At 59.1% G+C, this 22,263-nt stretch carries 18 protein-coding genes and 1 riboswitch; of the genes, 7 read left to right on the top strand and 11 right to left on the bottom strand.

The window, feature by feature from the left end; all coding sequences use genetic code 11:
• Positions 1-186 precede the first annotated feature (186 nt).
• The 4 genes from GSD1FS_RS05420 to GSD1FS_RS05405 all read right to left on the bottom strand — a co-directional run bounded on the left by GSD1FS_RS05420 (position 187) and on the right by GSD1FS_RS05405 (position 5,734).
• Complete coding sequence (locus tag GSD1FS_RS05420) at positions 187-1,035, bottom strand: DUF4190 domain-containing protein (protein WP_155588730.1); 849 nt, start codon at positions 1,033-1,035, stop codon at positions 187-189.
• A gap of 88 nt (positions 1,036-1,123) precedes the next feature.
• Positions 1,124-3,730, bottom strand: a complete 2,607-nt coding sequence (gene pheT, locus GSD1FS_RS05415; protein ID WP_155588729.1) for a phenylalanine--tRNA ligase subunit beta — start codon at positions 3,728-3,730, stop codon at positions 1,124-1,126.
• Positions 3,731-3,736: 6 nt separating this feature from the next.
• Positions 3,737-4,792: a phenylalanine--tRNA ligase subunit alpha gene (gene pheS / locus GSD1FS_RS05410; protein WP_196425036.1), complete on the bottom strand. Its 1,056-nt coding sequence runs from the start codon at positions 4,790-4,792 to the stop codon at positions 3,737-3,739.
• Positions 4,793-4,855: 63 nt separating this feature from the next.
• On the bottom strand, positions 4,856-5,734 hold the full coding sequence (locus GSD1FS_RS05405; RefSeq protein WP_155588727.1) for a TrmH family RNA methyltransferase: 879 nt from the start codon (positions 5,732-5,734) through the stop codon (positions 4,856-4,858).
• Between the two features lie 232 nt (positions 5,735-5,966).
• Between GSD1FS_RS05405 and GSD1FS_RS05400 the strand changes: the two genes are divergently transcribed.
• Together GSD1FS_RS05400 and GSD1FS_RS05395 are read left to right on the top strand one after the other, a co-directional pair.
• Positions 5,967-7,673, top strand: a complete 1,707-nt coding sequence (locus GSD1FS_RS05400; protein WP_155588726.1) for an ABC transporter permease — start codon at positions 5,967-5,969, stop codon at positions 7,671-7,673.
• Positions 7,674-7,700: 27 nt separating this feature from the next.
• On the top strand, positions 7,701-8,438 hold the full coding sequence (locus tag GSD1FS_RS05395; protein ID WP_155588725.1) for an ABC transporter ATP-binding protein: 738 nt from the start codon (positions 7,701-7,703) through the stop codon (positions 8,436-8,438).
• A 180-nt stretch (positions 8,439-8,618) separates the two neighbouring features.
• Here the strand turns inward: GSD1FS_RS05395 and GSD1FS_RS05390 are convergent, their stop codons facing one another.
• The 6 genes from GSD1FS_RS05390 to GSD1FS_RS09775 form a co-directional block, all read right to left on the bottom strand.
• The gene (locus GSD1FS_RS05390) at positions 8,619-11,198 is read right to left on the bottom strand and encodes an ATP-binding cassette domain-containing protein (RefSeq protein ID WP_155588724.1); all 2,580 of its coding nucleotides are present in this window, start codon (positions 11,196-11,198) and stop codon (positions 8,619-8,621) included.
• Between the two features lie 72 nt (positions 11,199-11,270).
• A complete protein-coding gene (locus GSD1FS_RS05385) occupies positions 11,271-11,891 on the bottom strand; it encodes an ECF transporter S component (RefSeq protein WP_155588723.1) in 621 nt (206 codons plus the stop codon).
• A gap of 31 nt (positions 11,892-11,922) precedes the next feature.
• Positions 11,923-12,032, bottom strand: a riboswitch (TPP riboswitch).
• Between the two features lie 80 nt (positions 12,033-12,112).
• Positions 12,113-13,195, bottom strand: coding sequence for a hypothetical protein (locus GSD1FS_RS05380; RefSeq protein ID WP_155588722.1), 1,083 nt, complete (start codon positions 13,193-13,195; stop codon positions 12,113-12,115).
• On the bottom strand, positions 13,192-13,830 hold the full coding sequence (locus GSD1FS_RS05375; protein ID WP_155588721.1) for an ATP-binding cassette domain-containing protein: 639 nt from the start codon (positions 13,828-13,830) through the stop codon (positions 13,192-13,194). Before GSD1FS_RS05375 ends, GSD1FS_RS05380 begins: the two co-directional genes overlap by 4 nt.
• A complete protein-coding gene (locus GSD1FS_RS09780) occupies positions 13,818-14,495 on the bottom strand; it encodes a hypothetical protein (protein ID WP_246165852.1) in 678 nt (225 codons plus the stop codon). The genes GSD1FS_RS05375 and GSD1FS_RS09780 overlap by 13 nt, the downstream gene beginning before the upstream one ends.
• Positions 14,471-14,890, bottom strand: a complete 420-nt coding sequence (locus GSD1FS_RS09775) for a hypothetical protein (RefSeq protein WP_246165850.1) — start codon at positions 14,888-14,890, stop codon at positions 14,471-14,473. Before GSD1FS_RS09775 ends, GSD1FS_RS09780 begins: the two co-directional genes overlap by 25 nt.
• A 287-nt stretch (positions 14,891-15,177) precedes the next feature.
• On the opposite strand from GSD1FS_RS09775, the gene GSD1FS_RS09770 reads away from it, so the two are divergent.
• The gene (locus GSD1FS_RS09770; RefSeq protein WP_246165848.1) at positions 15,178-15,891 is read left to right on the top strand and encodes a hypothetical protein; all 714 of its coding nucleotides are present in this window, start codon (positions 15,178-15,180) and stop codon (positions 15,889-15,891) included.
• A gap of 6 nt (positions 15,892-15,897) precedes the next feature.
• On the opposite strand, the gene GSD1FS_RS05360 is transcribed toward GSD1FS_RS09770, so the two are convergent.
• Complete coding sequence (locus tag GSD1FS_RS05360) at positions 15,898-17,268, bottom strand: dipeptidase (RefSeq protein ID WP_155588738.1); 1,371 nt, start codon at positions 17,266-17,268, stop codon at positions 15,898-15,900.
• A 102-nt stretch (positions 17,269-17,370) separates the two neighbouring features.
• Here GSD1FS_RS05360 and GSD1FS_RS05355 point away from each other — a divergent pair, with 102 nt between their 5' ends.
• The 4 genes from GSD1FS_RS05355 to glnA all read left to right on the top strand — a co-directional run bounded on the left by GSD1FS_RS05355 (position 17,371) and on the right by glnA (position 22,183).
• Positions 17,371-17,979: a DUF3043 domain-containing protein gene (locus GSD1FS_RS05355; protein WP_155588720.1), complete on the top strand. Its 609-nt coding sequence runs from the start codon at positions 17,371-17,373 to the stop codon at positions 17,977-17,979.
• A 207-nt stretch (positions 17,980-18,186) separates the two neighbouring features.
• Positions 18,187-19,668, top strand: a complete 1,482-nt coding sequence (lpdA, locus tag GSD1FS_RS05350) for a dihydrolipoyl dehydrogenase (protein WP_155588719.1) — start codon at positions 18,187-18,189, stop codon at positions 19,666-19,668.
• A gap of 91 nt (positions 19,669-19,759) precedes the next feature.
• Positions 19,760-20,548, top strand: a complete 789-nt coding sequence (locus GSD1FS_RS05345; RefSeq protein WP_155588718.1) for a DUF4191 domain-containing protein — start codon at positions 19,760-19,762, stop codon at positions 20,546-20,548.
• A 198-nt stretch (positions 20,549-20,746) separates the two neighbouring features.
• Positions 20,747-22,183, top strand: a complete 1,437-nt coding sequence (gene glnA / locus GSD1FS_RS05340; protein WP_343030210.1) for a type I glutamate--ammonia ligase — start codon at positions 20,747-20,749, stop codon at positions 22,181-22,183.
• Positions 22,184-22,263: the final 80 nt, after the last annotated feature.

The raw sequence follows: 22,263 nt of genomic DNA, 5'->3' as shown, positions 1-22,263 counted from the left end.
CTCCGCCCGCATATCCCGTCGCTCCTGCAACGGCTACAGAGTATTTCGGCATGTCATCTCCTACCGCATATTGGTATGCATCATATGCATGTGCCATCACTGTACCAAATATACAGTACATTGCATAAACATGCATGTCTATATACCGATACGGTGATGGGCACATGCTACAAATACGCTGGGATTTCAGGCGCTGACTGAATCTCCTCCACTGTTGCCTAGATTCATGGAGTCCAGCATTTGATTCAAATATTCATTAGGTGACACACCTGAGATCAGCAAATACAGCCATGCGATGGTGAAGAGCACGTTGATGACCACTGCGGCGACCGCCAGACCGTAGCCTTTCATGTGGTAGACCTTGGTGCGTCGCATGCTCAGCCAACCGAATATTGCCGGCAACACGGGCAACGGGAAGATCAACGCGAACACGAATGCGATGATGGCGCCCGGATCCCAGTGACCATACAGCGGGTTCTGCGCTGGATCGTCGGGATTCATCGCGTTGAGATTGTTGATGAGGTTCGGATCGTTGAAGTTGAATTGCTGCTGGCCGTTCGGCTGCTGGCTGCTCTGCTGATTCGGTTGACCTTGCTGACCGTACCCGTATGGCTGGTATGGCATGCCGTTGGGTTGGCCCGGCTGATTGCGCGTCTGGTATGGCGCACCCTGCTGAGTATTTCGGGCGTTGTTCGCATTGTGCTGACTGCGCGTTTGCCCGCGTTCCGCTTCGGCGCGAGCAGCGGCTTCGCCAAGCGCGTCATCCGCATCGGGATGCCCGAAAATATATGGGTCATAGGTGGATGGGTATTGGTTGTCCATTGCGCCGTATTCCAAACCGTTGGATGGCTTGGTGCTCGTGGGCACGTCATCAAAGCTCCCGTCGAGCACGAGCCCTTTCACATCGTCCTGCGCAGCATCAGGCGCATTTGAAGACGCCGGCGATGCCTGAGTGGACTGAGCAGCATGGCGCTGATCGTCGTCCGGCGTGTGTGGCGCGGTGTTGTTCGTGTCATGCTGCTCTTGTTCACTCATATGCAGTTCCTACCTTGTTGCTCATCCAATGTCTTATTATCGCAATGGATTTTCCTGGGATTTCATTCCCCGATCCAGCTGATGGCTGCTATGCGCGCAATTGCGCTCCCAGTGCCGCGGCTTGGCTGACGATGCGTGCTCGGATCGCCTCGCTGTCTTGCGATGTCAAGGTGCGGTCCGGTGCGCGGAAGGTCACTGCGTAAGCGAGTGACTTCTTATTATCGCCAACCTGTTCGCCGGTAAACACGTCGAACAGTTCAATGGTTTCAAGCATATCGCCCGCCGCCTTGCGAATGGCCTCGGTCAGTTCGTGGGCCGTAACGCTTGTTGGCACGGTGAACGCGAGATCCTGCTTGACCGGAGGGAACGTTGAAATCGGCTTGGCCTGAACCGGCTTGTTGCTCAACGTGCCGAACAACGCGGTCAGGTCGATTTCGAATGCCGCGCTGTGGTGCGGGAAGCCCAATGCGTCATCGACCTTCGGATGCAATTCACCAACCATGCCGACCTGCATGTCACCGGCCATGATGCGAGCGGAACGCCCCGGATGCCATGCCGCTTCGAACTCCTCCGGCTTCGACTGGTCGAGCTCGATGCTGGCGCCAATACGCCCTGCGATGCGGCGCACCGCTTCGACGGCATCCGTCCAATCAACGGCTCGACGGTCACCGAGCCAACCGTCATCCTGCGCATTTCCCGTGAGAATGGCTGCGACATGCAATGGCTGGTCAGGCAGGCCTGCGTCCAAAGCCGCAAGTTGCTCGTCGCTCGGCTTCACCGCGCCAGGCAGAGCGGGAACGGCCGGCGCATTCGGGTCGGCGAGATACACATGACCGATCTCGTAGCAGCTCACGTTGTCAATGCCGCGGTGAATATTGCGCTGAATCGTCGTGGCGAGCGTCAGCAGCAGTTCACGGCGCAGGAACGGACGATCGCCCGCCAGTGGGTTGACGATCTCCACGCTGACCTTCTCAATCGCCTCCGAATCGATCTGGAAGTTCTTGTAGTCCGCATTCCCGACGAACGGGTAGCTCAATGTCTCCACAAGACCGTATTCGGCGAGCTCGTCGGCCACCTGGCGCTTGTGCAGTTGGTCGGCGGTCAAACCGACGTGGCCTTCGACCGGGGCGTGAGGCACGCGAATCGGAATGCGGTCATAGCCGTAAATGCGTGCGACTTCTTCAACCAAGTCGCATGCCTGCGTCAGATCTGGACGCCAGCTCGGCGCGGTGACGGAGAATTCGCCGTTGCCGCCTCCGGCGACACTGCAACCGATGTCGGTCAGAATGTCGCTGATCTCATTGATGTCGAGATCGAGATTGGTGAGACGCTTTACTTCGCTCGCCTTGAAGACGATCGGGCGGATGCGCTGCACGTTGTTGACGTCGCGTGGCGTGTCGCTTGGCTGAGCTTGACCGTATTTCTCGAGCAGATCGACGGCCATCTGCGCTGCGGCCGGCTGGATCTGGGTGTCGACGCCGCGTTCGAAACGGCGAGACGCTTCCGATGGGATCTTGTGACGACGTGCCGAACGTGCGATGGTCACCTGATCGAAGTGCGCGGCTTCCAGCAAGATGTTGGTCGTCTCATCGGTCACTTCGCCGTATTGGCCGCCCATGACTCCGGCGAGGCCGAGAATACGCGAGCCCTGCTCGCCGTTCGGGGAATCGGTGATGAGCAGATCCTCCGGATCGAGGTCGTGCTTCTTGCCATCGAGTGTCACCAACGTTTCTCCCGCACGGGCGCGGCGCACCACGATCGGGCCGCTGATCTTATCGAGATCGTAGGCGTGCATCGGCTGGCCCAAGTCAAGCATCACATAGTTGGTCACGTCAACCGGCAGGCTCAACGAACGCATGCCTGCGCGGGAAAGACGGTGACGCATCCAATTCGGCGTCGGGCTGCCCGGGTGGTAGCCATGCAGTGCGCGTGCATAGTAGCGGTCGCAACCGACCACACCGTGAATCGGATTGTCGTCGTCGATGATCACATCGATGTCGTGCGAGCCGCCGGCCTGCTCTTCCAGCTGTGGGGCGCGATCGTTGAGATCGGTCACCGGATCGGTGAAAGCCGCACCGGTGGAATTGTGGAATTCGCGGGCGATGCCGCGATACGAGAACGCATAGCCGCGATCAGGGGTCACGTTGATTTCGAGAATCGGCTCGTCCAAGTGCAGCAGGTGCATGGCGTCGTCGCCTGGCTTCAACGCTTCGTATTCCTCCGGAGTGAAACCGTATTCGCGGAGCAGAATGATACCGTCGTGGCTGTCGCCAAGCCCGAGTTCACGTTCCGACGCGCACATGCCGTCGGAGATATGACCGTAGGTTTTACGGGGCTCGATTTTGAAATCACCTGGCAGAACGGCGCCCGGCAATGTGACGACCACTTTCTCGCCGGCCTTCATGTTAGGAGCACCGCAGATGATGCCACGTGGCACCTTGTTGCCCTTCTCGTCGACGGCGTTGTATTTGTCGCCGACATCGATGTGACACCAATTGATGGTCTTGCCGTTCTTCTGTGGCTCAGGCGTCGCATCGACGACATAGCCGACGACGATCGGGCCGGTGACGTCGCTCTTGTGGATCTCTTCCTCTTCGAGTCCGACGCGCACCAGATCGCGTGCCAGCTCCTCATAGGTCATGTTCTCGGGGACTTCGACGTGCTCGCGCAGCCATCCCATATCAACCATTGGCATCGGGTATCACTCCCCCATCACAAACTGTTCGCTGAATCGCACGTCGCCTTCCACGAGGTCGTGCATGTCGTTGATGTCGTGGCGCAGCAGCAGCGTGCGCTCGACGCCGACTCCGAAGGCGAAGCCGGTGTATATGTCAGGGTCGATGCCCGCGGAACGCAGCACGTTCGGGTTCACCATGCCGCAACCGCCCCATTCGATCCAACCCGGGCCACCCTTCTTGTCGGGGAACCATAGATCCAGTTCCGCGCTCGGTTCGGTGAATGGGAAGTAGCTTGGGCGCAGTCGGCTCTTGGCCTCCGGGCCGAACATGGCGACGGCCAGCTTGTCGAGCACGCCTTTGAGGTCGGCCATCGTCAGGCCTTTGTCTACGGCCAAGGCCTCCACCTGGTGGAAGACCGGCGTATGGGTGGCGTCGAGCTCATCGGTGCGGAACACGCGTCCGGGGCAGGCGATGTACAGCGGCACGCCATGCGAGATGAGGCCACGCACCTGATCGGAGGAGGTCTGCGTGCGCATCACCATGTTGGAGCCCACGAAGCCCGCGGCGTCCTTGGCCTGATTGCCTTTGACGTAGAAGGTGTCTTGCATCTGGCGGGCAGGATGGTCGGGGCCGAAGTTCAGTGCATCGAAGTCGAACCATTCGGTCTCCACTTCCGGACCGTCGGAGATCTGCCATCCCATGCCCACGAAGAAGTCTTCAACATCTTCCATGAGCTTCGGCAGCGGGTGGCGAGCACCGAGCGGCTTACGAGTGACAGGCAACGTCATATCAACGGTTTCAGCGGCGAGTTCCCGCGCCTCTTCCTCGGCTTTGACCTGCGCTTCCTTCGTGCCATACGCACGACCGAAGTCGGCGCGCAGCTTGCCCATCACCTTGCCAGCTTCCTTCTTGCTTTCCTTGGGAAGCGAGCCGATGGCTTTGCTGGCCAACGTCATGGGCGACCCTGCGCCTGCGTATTTGGATTTAATGGCCTTCAACTCCTCCATCGAGGAGGCTTGTTCGATAGCGGCGATGCCTTCGGCAACCGAACTGGCCACCGCATCGGCATCAAATGTCATGCCTTCTGCCACGAGAACCCTTTCTGAAGATGAATCACGCAAAATACGCGTCATTTCAACGTTTTACCGACTTTCCATTGTTTCAACACGACTCGACATAGCAATGCTCATCAACATGACGGAAGCGCTTGTGGCGAGGTTCAATGATTCGGCTTTTCCGTAGATCGGAATCGAAACGACCATATCACATTCGTCAAGCAGCCCTGTTTCCAGTCCTCGCGCCTCGTTGCCGAACAGCACCGCTTTCCCTCCGGCCAGCAACTGGCGGTCACGTTCGAGTTCGGGCAGGCTCACCGGCGGCAGTTTCTGCGTGCCATACACGTCCGCGGCGATGATCGACGTCTTCTTCTCATGGCACAGTTCGAAGAACTCGTCTTCGCTCAACGTGAGCACCGGCAAATGGAACAGCGAGCCGGTTGTCGAACGAATCACCTTCGGATTGAACACGTCGACGCAATCGCCGACGAGAATCACCATGTCGCAGCCAGCCGCGTCCGCGCTGCGGATCACCGTGCCCGCGTTGCCCGGGTCGCGCACCTGCCAGAACGCCGCGATGAACGGGTGCGGCGTCTGCGGTACACGTTCGAGACGTTCACGGCACGCGCGCAGATCAGCCACCGCTATGATGCCCTGCGCGTCCTTGCTCATCTTGTGCTCGACGTCACGCGTCATCTTGTGCACATAGATGTTCTCCCGCATGGCCTGCGCCGCGAGCTTGCCGAGCGTCGCCGTGCTGATCGGCGAATCCGGTTCGTCACCGTCGGCGCTCACATACACGTCGCGCACGATCTGCGGCTGCCATGTCAACGCCTCGCGCACGGCCTGCGGTCCTTCTATCAAAAACTGCGAGTTCTTCTCGCGGTGCTTGCGATTCGCCAGCTCCGCCACGCGGCGCACGCGCTCCGCCCGCACATTGCTCATCACTTGCTGTTCGATTGGCATGTCTTCCAGCCTAGCGTGCCTATGGCACAGCACACTCGTCGCATCTCAAGCACGAGTATTTCAGCAAATTCTCAGAATTTGTCTATGTGGTCTGGAGGAACTTCACAATAACCTCTTCAGTTTTCTCCAGCATGATCTCCGGGTTCGCGAACATTCGCCCAATATGCTGGTCATTCATGCGCGGGCGATATGCGCGCGTCATAGTTGAGTATTTTTCTACAAAAGGAGTCTCATGTTCATTGTGAGGAACGCCTTGAAGAACCTGTGGCGAAACAAAGGGCGCAACATTCTGATCATCATCGTTGTGGCCATCATCTCCGCAGCTTCAACAATAAGCTTTGCCATTGTGCAGGCGGCGCAGCATGCGCGAAGCTCGGCGTTGCAGAACACGCAGATCACCGCGCAAATCTCGTTGAACCGCAATGCGCTCATCGCATCGTCGAGCAAATCATCGGATTCGTCGAGCGACAAACCCGATATGAGCGCCGTCAATAAAGCGATGCAGGAGAAGCAACTGACGCTCGCCGATTATCAGAAATACGCGAAATCAGAATATGGTGTCGCTTCGTCGTATTACATCGAGACGAGTTCCGCCGCCGAAGTGAGCGGCAGCATCAGCACGATCGACTCGTCGAGCAGCTCTTCCAACAACTCCTCGAGCAGTGGCTCGTCGAAGAGTTCGGACTCCTCGAATAATTCAGATAAGTCAGGGTCTGGCGAACAGGGAGGCAAAGGTCCCGGCGGTGACGGCGGCGGCATGATGATGACGTCCGGCGACTTCTCACTGGTCGCGTTCTCTTCCGACGAAGCGATTGCGAACGCACCGAATGGAACGTTCACGATGTCGTCCGGCCAGGTGTTCGGCTATTCGCAGACCGACGATAACGAAGTGCTCATTTCGAAGACGCTCGCCGACGCGAACAATCTCAAGGTCGGCAGTACGTTCAAAATCGCGAATGTGAGCGACTCCAGCAAAACGTACACGCTGAAGGTCGTCGGCATCTACGAGAACTCCTCGGACTCGTCGTCTTCGCAGGCGGGCGGTCCGATGGCTTCGGCCGCGAACGATTCGGCGAACGCGATCTACATGTCGGTCGCCACGTTGAAGAAGCTCGGTCTCGACAGCACGAAGACGCTCACCGTCACCGATTCGCAGGGTAATTCGCGCACTACGCAGGCCGCTCAGCTGAGCTACACCTATGTGTTCTCCGGCAAGTCGGATTACGACAAGTTCGTCGCAGACGTCAAGGCGGCTGGATTGAGCAGCGACTACACGGTGTCTTCGATGGACGTCGAGCAATATGAGCAGTCCCTCGTTCCTTTCGACAATCTGGCGAAGTTCGCGAAAACGCTGCTGATAGTCGTGCTGTCGGTGGGCGCGGTAGTGCTGATCATTCTGACTATTTTCAATATTCGCGAGCGCAAATATGAGATCGGCGTGCTCACTGCCATCGGTGTGAAGAAAGTCAAGGTGGCGGCGCAGTTCGCCGTCGAGCTACTCACTGTGGTGTTCGTCGGACTGATCATCGGCACTGGCATTGGTGCAGCGACGTCCGTGCCGGTTTCCAATTCGCTGCTGTCGTCTCAGGTGGCGTCTCAGCAGACGCAGATGGAGCAGCAGCGAGCGCAGTTCGGTCGTGACATGCAGGGCGGCCCTGGTTCGCAGGATTCCTCGTCGAGTTCTTCCTCCGACTCCTCATCGAACTCGTCTCAGAAGGATTCGAAGAGCACGCAGGCGGCTCCTCAGGAACCGGGCGGTTTGCGCGGCGGCATGCAGAAGGCGTCGTCGATGATCTCTCAGGTGAACGCGACGGTGAACTGGGCGACGATAGGCATCATGCTGCTCATCGGTTTGGCGCTCACGCTGTTGGCGTCTCTGACCGCCGCGGTGTTCGTGATGAGATACGAGCCGTTGCAGATTCTCGCTGATCGTTCGTGATATTCGTTATGCAAAGGAACATGTGATATGACCACTACAGAGAAAACCGATGTCGATATTGTTCAGACCGAGCATGCGCAGACCGGAACTCCTATTCTGCGTCTCGACGATGTGAGTTATGCGTATGCGAAGAAAGGTCGCAACGTCATCTCGCATATCTCCCGCGATTTCTACAGTGGTAAGGTGACGGCGATCGTCGGCCCTTCGGGTGCTGGCAAAACCACGTTGCTGTCGTTGATCAGTGGGTTGACCACGCCGACCGAAGGCAAGGTGCTGTTTGAGAACAGCGATCTGGCGAAGATGGATAGATACAGGTACCGGAGCCGTGACATCGGCGTGATTTTCCAGAGCTTCAATCTGCTGCCCGGTTTGACGGTGCTGGAGAACATCATGCTGACGATGGACGCGTCGGGAAAGAAATTCGACCGTCCGAAGAAGGAGATCGCGTTGGATTTGCTCAAGCAGGTGAATCTGCCGGAACGATATGCGAACGAGCGGATTCTTCATCTGTCGGGTGGTGAGCAGCAGCGCGTGGCTATTGCGCGCGCGTTGAGCGCGGATCCGCGCATCATCATCGCCGACGAGCCGACCGGTAATCTCGATCCCGCCACTCAGGAAGACATCATGCGCATCTTCCTCGATTTGGCGCATAAGCAGAATAGGTGCGTGATTATCGTGACGCATTCCCCGCAGATCGCCGAGCGTTCCGACAGCGTGTTCAAACTTGTGCGGGACGAGCATGCCGGTGGCGCGAAGGGAGAATAATTCTCCGTAATGTATGTTTCTCCCAGATACGGGCTTTTGTACGAGAGGAATATACAGTGCGGAGAATTATTCTCTGATTTATTTTAGTGAAGGTTTACTCATACTCACTGATATTGAGATTGTGAGCATAGGTGTGCGGATTATATGCAAGGTGGGTGCTGTGCGGTTATATGCTGCATGCTAGTTGCCCATGAAGCTGAATGTTCCCGCGAAACCGGCACTCACCAACGCAATGACCGGCATGAGCAGGCAGATTACGAGGAATACCCAGTCGCGCGCGTGCACGGTGCTGACGCGCGCGTGACTGCGGGGTGCGTCGGATCCAAATCCGCGCGCCTGCATCGCCACCGCCAATGTGGTGGAGCGTCGAATAGACAGCACCAATAACGCGAATGCCTGCGGGAAGAACGATGCCACGGCGTTGTCGTCGCCCAAGCCGCGTGAACGTCGTGATGCGGTCAGCGCGGCCCAATCGTCTTGCAGCACGGAGAACAGGCGCATACCTGCGAGACCGCCGTACACGAATCTGTCGGGCAAGTGGAGAATCTGGCTGAATCCGTCAGCCAAGTCGGTGGCGTCGATGCCGAGCACCGCTATGATCGCCGGAATGCCAATCGCGAGGATGCGCAGTCCCGTGGCCAACGCGAGTTCGGCGGAACGGTCGGTGATGTTGATCCAACCCCACTGCCACCACGTGTCTCCTCCGGCTTTGCCGTAGAGCAGCACGGCCAGCGCGGAGCCGGGAGCGCCGATGAAGATCGGCCATGTGGAGCGCACGATGCGCCATGGTGTGAAGCCTATGGCCATGAGCACGATGAATTCCAAACCAAGCGCCACGGCCGCCGACACCCAGTCGAGGCTGAGCAGCAATGGCAGCGAGGCGAGGAACGCGCCGAACAACCGATACACCGGATTGATGGAGGCGAGGTAGCGCGAGCGGCTCGCCGGCTTGATCACATCCTCACGTTCATTCACACGGCTCACCGGCACGAGCGTGGCTTCGCCGGCATCTGGAGCCAGCAATTGCGCAGCCACGGTTTCAGCCGTGTTATCGGCAAAATCACGCGGATGTTCGGTCGGCACCAGTTCGATCACGCGAGCGCCCAATGCCGTCACCAGTTCGCGATCGTGCGTGACGACGATGATGCTCACGCCGTCGGAGCGCAGATCGTGGATCAGGTGCACGATCTGCATCCATGTGCGGCGATCCTGCCCGAACGTCGGTTCGTCGAGGATCAGCACGCGTGGCATGGAAGCCAACGCGGCCGCCACGGTGAGCCGGCGTTTCTCGCCGCCTGACAACGTGTATGGGTTCATGTGCGCATACTGGTTGAGGTGGAAACGTCGTAGCAGGTCCATGCCGCGTTCGCGCGCCTTGGCCTCTTCCACGCCGGTGCGCAGCGGTCCGAGCATCACCTCATCGATGACGCTGGAGCAGGCGAATTGGTGTTCCGGGTTCTGGAACACGTAGGAAATTCGGGAGGCGAGCTGGCGGGAGGTCCAATCGATCGGCCACACCTTGGTGAGTGGCGCGGCGAGCTCGTCGGAGGCGACCACTTCCCCGTTCACCGGCTGGAGCAATCCCGCCAGTGTGAGCGACAGCGTGGATTTTCCGGCGCCGTTGGCGCCGACGAGCGCGGTGATCTGCCCGGGGTGGAAGTCGATCGAGATATGCTCCGCGATCGCCGTCCCGTTTCTGCCGATGCCGAGTTCCTTGGTCTGCAGCACGGTTTGCGGCAGACCGGTTTCGGCCGGGTAATCGGGTTCGTCGGCGGTGTGAATGCGCTGAATCTCGTCTTCCGGCGCGCGGAATCGTTGCGGAACCCAGATGCCCAGTTCGTTGAAGTCGATGTTTCGGTCGGTGAACACCTGTTCCGGAGTGCCATCGGCCACGATCACGGTGTTGCGGAAACGGTCGCGGTTGATCTCGTCGTCAAAGCCGTTCTGGTTGATCTTGCGAACATCGTTGTCGGTTTCGAGTCCGAGCACCACCACGCGGTCGATCATGTCGATCCACCGATCGGCCCGGTGCTCCACGAGCACCATCGTCGCTTTCGTCTGGTCGAGCACGTCATGCACTGCGCGCACCACCTGCACCACGCCGTCGGGGTCGAGATTCGCCGTCGGTTCGTCGAGCAGCAGCACGTCCGGCTGCATGGCGAGCGCTCCGGCGAGCGCGAGACGTTGCATCTGCCCTCCGGAGAGGTGCATGACGGAACGGTCGAGCTGCACTCCCGCCATGCCCACGGCGTCGAGTGCCGCGTTGACGCGTTGCCAGGCGATGTCGCGTGGAACGTCGAGGTTTTCGGGGCCGAACACCACGTTATCTCCCAGGCGTTGGAAGATGGCCTGAGCGTCGGGGTCTTGCAGCACGAGTCCGATTCTGCCGCGTGCCTGATGCACGTCGACGTCATCGACGGTGATGCGACCTTCCGTGATGCCGCCGTCGGCGTCTTCCACGGCAACCTGGTGTTGTGGCGTGCCGGCCTGTTCGCCTGCCATGTCTCCGAGCAGGCCGGCTGCGCCTTCGAGTATCGTCGATTTGCCGATGCCCGATGCGCCGAGGAGCAGCACATGTTCGCCGGGGCGAATGGTGAGGTTCAGCCCGCGAACGGCGAAATGGTTGCGGGAGGCGTGCCTGTAGCCCCAATGTTCGAATCGCAATGTGGCATTGCGTTCCTTGTGAACACTGTGATCGCCTTCCTGATCGCCGTGGTCTTCGCTGTGCACTGGGTGTTGTGCATGTGCCGACTTCACCATTGGCTCCTTTGATATGGCTTGTATGTGGCTTGACTGCGTTTGCTCTTGACTGTGGTTGCGGGGTATGTGCGGTCAGCGCTTGACGCGTTTGACCTGCCTGCCGGAGGCGAACTGGTCGAGGGCGCCGGTTTTGGCGATGCCGATGTAGAGGTACCACATGGCCAAGCCCGCGATGAGCGCACCGGAGATGACGGTGGTGATCAGGTAGACGATGCCGTATGAGCCGGTGAGGTCGATGGCCTGCAGGTGGGTGAAGAACGAGTAGCCCCAGCAACCGAGGCCACTCAATGCGCCAGACAGCACGGTGACGCCCAGATTCCATTTCTTGTAGGCGAAGATCATGAATGCGATCTCAGCGAACAGGCCTTGCACCAGCGCCATCAGGAAGGTTTCGACACCGCCCCACATGTTGCCGATGAGCGCTTCGAGCACGCCTGCGACGATTTCGGCGTACAGTGCCGCGCCCGGCTTGCGTACGATGATCGCGGCCAACGGGCCGGCGAAGAGCCACAAACCGTTGATGATTCCCGCGAAGCCTGGCACCACGCTTTCGAGCAGGCTCCATGGCACTGTGCTGATGAACGAGACGAACCAGTAGATGAGCGACGATGCGACGCCGATAACCGATGCGACGGCGATATCTACCACGCGCCATTTGAGGATTGGTTTTGCTTCGACGATGGAAGCTGACATGATGTGCCTTTCTGTCTTCTCTTTGATTTCAGGCACGGGAAGAACGACGTCCGTGCGCCGGCATTGTCCGGATTCACGTTCAATCGGTCGAGGTTTGCCCTCTCTCAGCCGATGCAAGCACCAGCCCCCGTGTCGGTTCCTGATTCTATGGCATGCCGATGACCGCATGCGGGTCGAAGACGCAGGCGCATAACTCCGAGATCAGCAATTCAAGCGGTTTGTCAACGCTGCTTGAACAGTTTGAACAGTTGCGACTGGCGTATGGCCGTTCCGCTGATGATGGATGCCAGCAACGCTCCCGCGAACACGGCAAGGGGTGCTCTTGACGCCGAGGCTATGACGGCGGCGGCATCCGCGGGTGCCATACGCAGGCAATAGGCGTTGATGAGGGCGAATGCACTGAGCGACCCCAAGCCCGCCCATATGATCGTTTCGATGCCGATGGTGAGCAGTTGCGCGCCTTTGGTTTCTCCAGAGTGGAGTGCTCCGGCGTATTCGAGTCTGCGCCTGCGCACGGCGAAGATTCCGATGATGACGCCGAGCATCAGTGCCAAGTATGGGATCCATCGGGTGATGCGCGCCATGTATGCGGCATTCGCGTTGTAGTGCGCATCGAAACCCTTGTTGATCGACATGATGCCGGCACGCTCGTCGCTGCCGTTGCTATTCAACGTCGCATACAGCAACTGGCTGTTGGCTTCCGAACGTGGCCATTGCCGCACCCAGCACTCGGAGAACGTTTTCGCCGACGCCGGTTGCGGAATGAGGAACGTGTAGGCGAAGCGAGTGTCACGCCCGTCGTTGGGCCAGTCGTATATGCCGCTGACAGTGGAGGAACCGTGATCCGTGTGCAGCAAGCTTCCCACGGATAAGCCGAAATCCGTGGCGACATCGGTGGGCACCCAGATGCCGGATGTGTCTACAGTGGCGTCACCTTCATTGGATGCGACAAGCGCGAGCATTCCGGCGGTCACCTCATAGGTCTGCAACGTCTTGCCCGGAGTCGACACCGGAGCCACTTCCGCACCGGCGCGCACTGCGCCGGATTGCTGCAACGCGCCGCCGGTAGACGTGGCGAGCCGATCGCAGGCTGCACCATCCACTTCGGCTCCCACCACCATGTCTACGTCCGCCATCGCCTGCACACGGGTCAGCGCTTCCCGTTCCATGGCGATGACGCTATATGCCTCATAGCCTCCGAACAGCACACCGCACAGCAACACTCCCAGGAACAGTATGAACGCGTGTGCCGTGCCGCTGCCGATGTTTCTCAGGCTCTCCGAAAGAATTGAACGCAATCTCATTCGACCACCTCGCCTTCCACAGGCGCGTATTCGGCCAAGTCGATCACACGGGAGCAGGCGGCACGCGTGTCCGGATCATGCGTGGCGACAAGTACGATCATGCCCTGACCGGCGAGATTACCGAGCACGTGACTGACCGAATGAGCGGTTCGCGTATCCAACTGGGCGGTCGGCTCATCCACCAGCAACATGTCGGGGTGTGAACAGACGGCACGGGCGAGCATCAAGCGTTGCGCCTCACCGCCAGACAAGTCGCTGAAGCGCCTATCGGAGGCGTACTGCAGGTCGAACAATCCCATCGCTTCCAACGCCTGCGGTTCGGCTTCACGCCGTGTCAGACCCTTCGCCAGCAATGGGAGCACCACGTGGTCGAGCGCCGATCGTTCCGGCACGCCATATGGGTTCTGGAACACCCATCCGGTGCGCGTGATCCCCAAACGTTCCACCGTTCCCCGGTATGGCTTCTCCCATCCGGCCAGAATCGACAACAGCGTGGATTTGCCGCAGCCTGATGGCCCGCAGACCGCCACCGTGCTCCCAGGCTGCACAGTGAAGTTCAGGTGTTCGAACAGCACATCCGTTCCGGGGAATCGATGTGCGAGGTCATGCACCACGAGTTCCATCATGCGCCGCATTTCAGATCGTTGAGCCTGCTGCCGATGAGCACCGTGCGCACCTGTTCCGGCTCCCCCGAGTCCGGTTTCACCAAACTGGCGCCGAGTTCGCCGCTGATGATCTCCACCGGTATGACGGAGGCTGTGCCCTGACCATCCACGGCGATGCATCCGCTCGTCCCCTGCACGCCGAACACGGCTGCAGCCGGCACTCGCAACACTTGAATCGCCTCGTTGAGGGAAAGCTGCGCATCCAATCCAGCGACCCTCTCCTCCGGCGTTTTGCTCTGGTATTCCTGTGTTTGCGCGATTTTGTTCAACACCGCCGAATCGGTGATTTCCGTGGATTTCGCCGGCAGAGGCGACGAGACGCCGAACACGGTGATCGTGCGCTCCTTGTCTGATGGCTGCCCTCCACGGATCGCCAGTTTCACCAGTCCGCCCGGCACTTTGCCCAACGTGGTGCCGGCGCTCACGTTCGATCCTTGCGTGGCTGTCCACCCGCTCACCTGAACCACGTCTTCGGGAATCCACATCGTGTCTGTCAGCGCCAGCTCGCCTTTGCTGGTGTTGCCGGAATCGTTCATGAGCTGCTGCCAGCCGTTGGCGGTGTTCCAGTTGAATGTGTCGGAGTCGGGGACGCTGTTGTACCCGAGCGCGTTCAGCATATTGTTGAGCGAACGCACATCTTCCCCCTTATCCCCGTTTTCAGATCACGGTACAGCGGCGTCTGCGTATGTATGGCGATCACCGTGCGATCGTTGACCTGGTACGCGCGGGTTCCCGACCGCAGCTGGGTGTCTGTCCAATTGGCCGTGACGATGCCGCTGGCGTTACCCAGAAGCTCTCTGTCGGAGGAGATGGTGGGCACCACATTGACCTGCTGCTGCCCGGAATACGACTGCACGCTCGCCGGCGCCGACTGCGCCTGCTTTGCAGTGCCGAGTATGCTCGGCGCCCGATCCGGCAGCCACAGCGCGCATGCCCCGACGCTCAATGCCGCCGTCACCACGATGGCCAGCAGCACCCATGTGATCGCCGTCGCCCGCGAGCGCCTCCGCTTCTTCGCTTGCCGTGCCATCCGCCCTTCTCCTTCATCCGTCCGCCTCCCCGTTGAGACGCATGTGTTATCAGCATGCCAGATATTCGAAGAGGTGCCAACCGTTCTACACAACATGCGTATTCCTGTGCATGTTGTGTAGAACGGTTGGCACCTCACAGTATCACCTGTCAACATGGAGGAACACCAGAAGAGATTCCATAACGAGGGCGTTCCAGCATGGAGGGGCGGGTGAACTTCCTCCGTACAAGGGGCAACCACGATACCGAGATCACATTTTCGGTTGATATCACTTGCGAGGAGTCACCATGAAGAATGTTCACAAAGCATTATCACTGCTCGCGGCCATCGCCTGCATCATCGGCATGACGGGCTGCTCGACGAACACCACGGAGACCAGCGATGAGGCCGGCACTGCGGATCAAAGTAAGTTCGCAAGCAGTATGACCGACCTCATCGACTCATATCTCAGTGACAGTCAATACGACGAATCCCAGAAAGAGGTCCTCCGCGCAGCGCTTCAGCACGAGGGAGAGATCCCATATGCGTCATATAGCAAAGCGTGGGAGTCCTATCGGCAATGTTTGGTTGACAAGGGGTACACCAAGCCTCCGCAAAACCTCACCAACGGCATTTATTTCGCACCGGCATACGTCTCATCCGAGGGTATGTCGGATGCTCAGAATCGCAAACTGTACGACGATATCGACGCATGCCGAACGTCACGGGTGGCTGCCGTCGATCATGTATATCGCACGCAGTTGGGAAACCCCGAGTTCTATGGAGATCCGGAAGTGGCGTTGGTCGACTGCCTGCATCGCAAGAATCTGGTATCGCGCAGCTATACGGTGGAGCAATACCGAGAAGAATATGATGCGTATGCGAACAGTGCGACCGAAGACGCCACTCTTGACAACAGCTTCAGCTTCGATTTCAACAACAGCGACGCACTCACCTGCGTTGCGACGAACATCCCCTCGTTGTTGCAGCCTCGATTGGAGATCTGGAAGCCGCTTGGATGATCCCGTTTAGTCGTTCTGCGCAAGTTTGTCGAGCAGAAGGGCTTCCGCCACGACGTCGTTCTTCAATCCCGACACGCTCACCGACTCGTTCGGGCTGTGCGCATTGGAGATCGGGTCTTCAGGGCCTGTGACGAGCACTTGGGCGTGCGGGAAGATCTTCTGCAGCTCGGGGATGAACGGAATGGAGCCGCCTTCGCCCTTGTTCACAGGGTCGACGCCAAAGGCTTCCTTCAATGATTCCAGAGCATCCTGCGTGGCTGTGCAGTTCGGATCCATCGCCCAGCCCATGCCCGCTTCGAGTGGCTCCACGTGCACTTGGGCGCCGAACGGGGCGTTCGATTCGAAGAAGTCAACCATCGCATTCATCGCCTCATGCGGGTCCTGCAATGGGCTGACGCGCAGGCTCACGCGGAACGTCGTCTCAGGACTAATCACGTTGAAAGAACCTTCCACGGGGTGCGCATCGAAGCCGATCACCGTGGCGCTTGGCTTCGTCCACAGGCGCGAAGCCAACGAACCGGTGCCTGCGAGCTTGTATGAGTCAACGACGCCCGCGGCAGCGCGCATGCTCACCTCGTCGAGATCCCGCTGCAAGCCGCCGATCGGCTCGCCTGCCTTCAGCCCTGGAATGTTCAACTCGCCTTGCTCGTCATACATCTTCGCGATGAGCATCGCAGCCGTCGTGTTCGCGTCGAGGATCGGGCCACCGTATTGGCCGGAATGCACCGGATGCTCCAGCACTTTCACGTGCACGTCGCAGGTGGCGTTACCGCGCAGGCTTGTGGTCAGCGACGGCACGTCAGGCGCCCAGTTGCCGGAGTCGGCGACGATGATCACGTCGGATTCGAATTCGTCGTGATGCGCTTCGATGAACGGAATGAAGCTGGCGGAGCCCATCTCCTCCTCGCCCTCGATGAACACTTTGATGTTCACGCGAAGCTGGTCGCCCAACGCCTTGAGCGCGCCGTAGTGGATGGCGATGCCGCCCGCGTCGTCGCATGCGCCGCGTCCGAAAAGACGGTCACCTTGCTGCGTGCCTTCGAACGGCTTCGTGTTCCACTCGTTCTCGTCAGGCACTGGCTGCACATCATGGTGCGCGTACAGCAGCACGGTCGGCGCGTTCTCATCCACAACCGTCGAACCGATGACCTCCCACGCGCTCGGATTGCCTTGGGCGTCATGCGCCTGCACCACTTGCGCGTCAACACCCACCTCGCGCAGCTTGTCGGCAACGTATTGCGCCGAGGCGCGCATGTGCTCCCCCGAGATTCCGTTGGCGGAGATGGGTCGCAACGCGATCCTGTCTTTTACGACGTCCAAAATCGAATCCCAGTCGGCGTTCACACGTGCGCGGATCTGGTCAGCGGACAGCAGCATGGGCATACCCTTTCCTAAGTCTTCACAAAAAACGTTCCAAACGGCCATTGTAACCCGTTTTTGCGCTGCTTCGCGTCTAGAGTTGCCCGTAATCTAACGGGCATGGCTTTGTTCAAGAAGAAAGATCAGGATTCCGCACAGGAGACGGAGCAGCCCGAGCAGAATTCCACTGTCGGCAAGGGGCGTCCAACACCCAAACGCAAGGATGCGCAGGCCAAGAATCTACGTCCGTTGGTTCCGGAGAACACACGTGAGCAGCGTAAGCTCGCCAAGCAGAGGCTGCGTGAGCGCGAGAATCGCGAATATGAGGCGATGCGCACCGGCGATATCAACAACATGCCGAAGGCTGAACGTCTGCCGTGGCGTGTGTATACGCGCGACTACATCGATGCCCGTTTCAACATCGGCGAGTTCTTCATTCCGGTGGCGCTCATCATGCTGTGCGCCTCCGTCGTGTTCACCGTGATCTTCCCTTCACCGCTCGTGTCGATCATCATCATGACACTGCTATATCTGTATTTGTTCGCGATCGTCGTCGACGAAGTGATCATGTGGCGCAAACTCAAGCGACTGCTGATCGCCAAGTTCGGCGAACAGTCCGTGGCGAAGGGCATGCGCACCGGTTCATATGCGTGGAGCCGTTCCATTCAGTTCCGCCGTTGGCGCCTGCCGAAGCCTCGCTATAAGAAGCGCGGTAATTACCCGAAGTAAATCTTCGAATATGCTCACAGATTGAGGGAACGCCTGCCGCGTTCCCTTTTATTTATATTGTTTGTATTCATTTGTCACAGATACTCATAGTGCGCGCTGCAATGCTCCGCGCTGTTGCGAGTAGTCTGGGATTTGTGCGGCACAACTGGATTCACAGCGAATTCTTGGGAGTCGAGCTGCCGACATGGGTAAGCTCAAGGAGTCGATATGGCAACTGAACAATATGATGCGGCGATCATCGGAGCAGGTCCGGGAGGATACGCGGCCGCGTTGCGTCTTGCGGAACTCGGCAAATCCGTGCTGCTCGTCGAGCGAGACAGCGTAGTCGGTGGCACGTGCCTGAACCGCGGGTGCATCCCGTCCAAGGCGCTCATCACTGCCACCCGCACGCTCGACACGATACGACGCGGCGAAGAGGTCGGCATCGTCTCCGCCGTGCAGGAAATAGATTTCGGCAAACTCACCGATTTTAGAGACAACACCGTGGCGACGATGCGTGACGGTCTGCTCGGCCTGCTCACCTACCGAGGCGTGCATATGGTGCAAGGCGAAGCATCCATAGGCGAGGACGGTCTGCTGCACATCGCCCCTTCACAGGATCAAAACACGGTGCGTACGCGCGGTGACGATGGTGAACTGGCTGATGGCGAGCAGTCGATGACGGTGCAAGCCGGCGACATCATCATCGCCACCGGTTCACGCCCGCGTCCGCTTCCCGCGGCGCCGTTCAGCCATGCGATCATCGATTCGACCGCGGCGTTGAACCTCACCTCGTTCCCGCATAGCGCGATCATCGTCGGCTCTGGCGCGACGGCGTTGGAGTTCGCGTCGATGTGGAATTCGGCGGGCACCGACGTCACGTTGATTCTTCGCAACGACATCGTGCTGTCGCATTCCGACAAGCGCGCCGCGAAGATCCTGTTCCGCGAATTGAAGCGACAGGGCATCACCATCATTCCGAAGGCCACGATCACCAGTGTCGACACCGGCGTGAACCTCGGTGCCACGGTGCACTACACCGACGCCGCCGGCGACGCCCAGCAGGTGTTCGCCGAATGGATGCTCGTCGCCGTGGGGCGCATGCCGAACACCGATGAGCCATGGTTCGCGCAGGCGGGCATCGATCTCGATGACGCTGGCATGGTGAAGACGGATGCCTATGGGCGTACAAACCGTGAGCATGTGTGGGCGTTGGGCGACATCACCGTCGGGCATCAGCTCGCCCACCGCGCCTACCAGCAGGGGTATGTGGTCGCCGAGTCGATAGCCGGGTTGAATCCGAAGCCGGTCGACGAACGCACCATTCCCTCCGTCGTGTTTTCCAATCCCGAATTCGCGTCGGTCGGCTACACACTTCGTGAGGCGAAGGAGAACGACCAGTTCACCAATGTGCAGGAGACGCTGATCCCGGTCATGTCGAACGCCCGTATGCTGATGAGCGGTGCTGCCGGCTCCGTTTCGGTGGTCAGTGGCGCCGATGCGAACGATCCGAATGCCATCACACACGTGCTCGGCGTGCATATCGTCGCGCCTGATGCGAGCGATCTGATCGCGGAGGCGCAGCAGATCATCGGCAATGACGTGCCGCTTAGTGACGCCGCCCGCAACATACACCCGCATCCGACGTTCAGCGAGATGCTCGGTGAAACGTTGCTCAAAGCGGATGGCAGGCCGCTGCACAATCGCTAGATGATTTGCGCGTGCGACAGCGCTTGCTGATACAGTAATGAACAGTAATTATTGACCAGCTTCGAGCCTAGTTGAGTTTAGAGAGGAATTCATGGCTGAGAAAGAGAAGTCAGAGAAGCCGAAAAAGCGCGGCATGTTCCGCCAGTTGATCACGATCTTCAAGTTCACGTATGCGGAAGACAAGGCGCTGCCGTGGCTGACCGGTGGCGCGTTCCTCGCGCCGGTCATCGTCGCCGTCATCTGTGGCATCGTGTTCCATTGGGGTTGGCTCACATGGATTCTGACGGTTATTCTCGCGTTGACGATCGGCCTGCTGCTGTTCACGATCGTGCTCACCCGTCGTGCCGACAACGTTGGCTACAAGCGCATGGAAGGTCAGCCGGGTGCGGCCATCAGCATTCTTGGCAACATGAACCGTGCCGGATTCGATTTTCCGCAGGAGCCTGTATGGGTTGATCCTCGCACCCGTGATGCGATCTGGCGCGGCACCGGCTATCAGGGCATTTACCTGATCGGCGAAGGCAATTACGGTCGTGTGATGCAGGCGATGGATCGTCAGGAGCGTCAGATCAAGGGCGTGACCGCCGGATCTCATATTCCGATCTACCGCATTGCGGTCGGCGACGGCCCGAAGCAGGTGAAGCTGCGCGATCTGCGCAATACGGTGATCAAAGAGAAATCGTATGTGCCGAATGATTATTCGAACGCGTTGATGCGCAAGATCCGCCCGCGTCGGCGTTTCGCGCTCACCAAGCAGCAGCTGACGACGTTGAACGAACGTCTGCACACGCTGCAGCGCCGCAGCGGCATGGGCATTCCGAAGGGTGTCGATCCGACACGCGCTCACAAAGTGAGCCGCCGCGCGATGCGTGGTCGCTGACCCATCCAGCTTTCAAGGGGGTTCCGAGCAATCGGAACCCCCTTGTTGTATTCCCACATATTCCCCTTGTATTTGCATTCACACTGCGTGAACAGGTATTCGACGCATGAAACATGTTGTTAACTCAAATTTCGAGTGGGTGAAATCCTTCGTCCTATGCTGATACATCGTAAGCAACATTTTGAAAGGAGCGGTCCCGTGACCCCACTCAAAACCAAGGCAGACGCCGAAGCTCTCATCAATCAGGAAGGCATCGAATACGTTTCCGTGCGCTTCACCGATCTGATTGGCGTTCAGCAGCACTTCACGGTTCCTGCCAGCGAATTCCTCAAGGACGCGTTCGATGAGGGCATGCCATTCGACGGCTCCTCCATCGAAGGTTTCCAGGCCATCAACGAATCCGACATGAAGCTGGTTCCAGACATCGAGACCGCGTTCGTCGACCCGTTCCGCAAGCACAAGACGCTGGATGTCGCCTTCTCGATCGTCGACCCACTCACCGACGAACCGTATTCGCGTGATCCACGCCAGGTGGCAGCCAAGGCCGAAGCCTACCTGAAGGCCACCGGCATCGCCGACACCGCTTCCTTCGCTCCTGAAGCCGAGTTCTTCATCTTCGACAAGGTTCGTTTCGGCAACGACATGCGTGGCTCCTTCTACGAGGTTGATTCCATCGAAGCCCCGTGGAACTCCGGCATCGACGTCGAAGACGACGGCACGCCGAACATTGGTTTCAAGAACCGCGTCAAGCGCGGCTACTTCCCTGTTCCGCCAGCCGATCACACGCAGGATCTGCGTGACGACATGGTTGCCAACCTGCAGAAGGTCGGTCTGATTCTCGAGCGCGCCCACCATGAGGTTGCGGGCGCCGGCCAGCAGGAAATCAACTACCGCTTCAACTCGCTGCAGCATGCAGGCGACGATCTGATGAAATACAAGTACGTCATCCACGAGACCGCTGCACTCGCAGGCAAGGCGGCGACCTTCATGCCGAAGCCGATCGCAGGCGACAACGGCACCGGCATGCACTGCCACCAGTCCCTGTGGAAGGACGGCAAGCCGCTGTTCTACGATGAGAAGAACTACGGTGGTCTGTCTGACATGGCCCGTTGGTACATCGGCGGTCTGATCAAGCACTCCTCCTCGGTGCTCGCATTCACGAACCCGTCGCTCAACTCGTACCACCGCCTGGTTCCGGGCTTCGAAGCTCCGGTCAACCTCGTCTATTCGGCACGCAACCGTTCCGCCGCTATCCGCATTCCACTGGCCGGCACCTCCCCTGCCGCCAAGCGCATCGAATTCCGTGCACCGGATCCGTCGTGCAATCCATTCCTCGCCTTCTCCGCACAGCTCATGGCTGGTCTCGACGGCATTCTCAACCACATCGAGCCGCCGGAGCCGGTCGACAAGGATCTCTATGAGCTTCCTCCGGAGGAGCATGCGGGCATCAAGCAGGTTCCAAGCTCGCTCGACGAGGCTCTGAATGCCCTCGAGGAGGATCACGACTTCCTGACCGCCGGCGACGTGTTCACCGAGGACCTGATCAACACGTGGATTGACCTCAAGCGCGGTGAGATCGACCAGGCTCGTCTGCAGCCGACTCCGCTTGAGTATGAGCTCTACTTCCACATCTGATCTCAACGGTCTGCAAGGTTGACACACTGCAGGCAATGTAGATAAGACTGCAAGACGGTGGGAACAACGAATATTGTTCC

Source organism: Bifidobacterium canis, assembly GCF_009727065.1.
Taxonomy (GTDB): Bacteria; Actinomycetota; Actinomycetes; order Actinomycetales; family Bifidobacteriaceae; genus Bifidobacterium; species Bifidobacterium canis.
The sequence above is the reverse complement of the archived record's forward strand: the minus strand, read 5'-3'. Positions and strand labels throughout refer to the sequence as shown.

Coding starts and splice junctions, on each gene's coding strand:
- GSD1FS_RS05380 (WP_155588722.1), bottom strand. CDS start 13,195: ATGAGATTGCGTTCAATTCTTTCGGAGAGCCTGAGAAACATCGGCAGC.
- GSD1FS_RS05395 (WP_155588725.1), top strand. CDS start 7,701: ATGACCACTACAGAGAAAACCGATGTCGATATTGTTCAGACCGAGCAT.
- GSD1FS_RS05420 (WP_155588730.1), bottom strand. CDS start 1,035: ATGAGTGAACAAGAGCAGCATGACACGAACAACACCGCGCCACACACG.
- GSD1FS_RS05400 (WP_155588726.1), top strand. CDS start 5,967: ATGTTCATTGTGAGGAACGCCTTGAAGAACCTGTGGCGAAACAAAGGG.
- GSD1FS_RS05360 (WP_155588738.1), bottom strand. CDS start 17,268: ATGCTGCTGTCCGCTGACCAGATCCGCGCACGTGTGAACGCCGACTGG.
- GSD1FS_RS05390 (WP_155588724.1), bottom strand. CDS start 11,198: ATGGTGAAGTCGGCACATGCACAACACCCAGTGCACAGCGAAGACCAC.
- GSD1FS_RS05355 (WP_155588720.1), top strand. CDS start 17,371: ATGGCTTTGTTCAAGAAGAAAGATCAGGATTCCGCACAGGAGACGGAG.
- pheT (WP_155588729.1), bottom strand. CDS start 3,730: ATGCCAATGGTTGATATGGGATGGCTGCGCGAGCACGTCGAAGTCCCC.
- GSD1FS_RS09775 (WP_246165850.1), bottom strand. CDS start 14,890: ATGGCACGGCAAGCGAAGAAGCGGAGGCGCTCGCGGGCGACGGCGATC.
- pheS (WP_196425036.1), bottom strand. CDS start 4,792: ATGACATTTGATGCCGATGCGGTGGCCAGTTCGGTTGCCGAAGGCATC.
- lpdA (WP_155588719.1), top strand. CDS start 18,187: ATGGCAACTGAACAATATGATGCGGCGATCATCGGAGCAGGTCCGGGA.
- GSD1FS_RS05375 (WP_155588721.1), bottom strand. CDS start 13,830: ATGCGGCGCATGATGGAACTCGTGGTGCATGACCTCGCACATCGATTC.
- GSD1FS_RS09770 (WP_246165848.1), top strand. CDS start 15,178: ATGAAGAATGTTCACAAAGCATTATCACTGCTCGCGGCCATCGCCTGC.
- GSD1FS_RS05385 (WP_155588723.1), bottom strand. CDS start 11,891: ATGTCAGCTTCCATCGTCGAAGCAAAACCAATCCTCAAATGGCGCGTG.
- GSD1FS_RS05345 (WP_155588718.1), top strand. CDS start 19,760: ATGGCTGAGAAAGAGAAGTCAGAGAAGCCGAAAAAGCGCGGCATGTTC.
- GSD1FS_RS05405 (WP_155588727.1), bottom strand. CDS start 5,734: ATGCCAATCGAACAGCAAGTGATGAGCAATGTGCGGGCGGAGCGCGTG.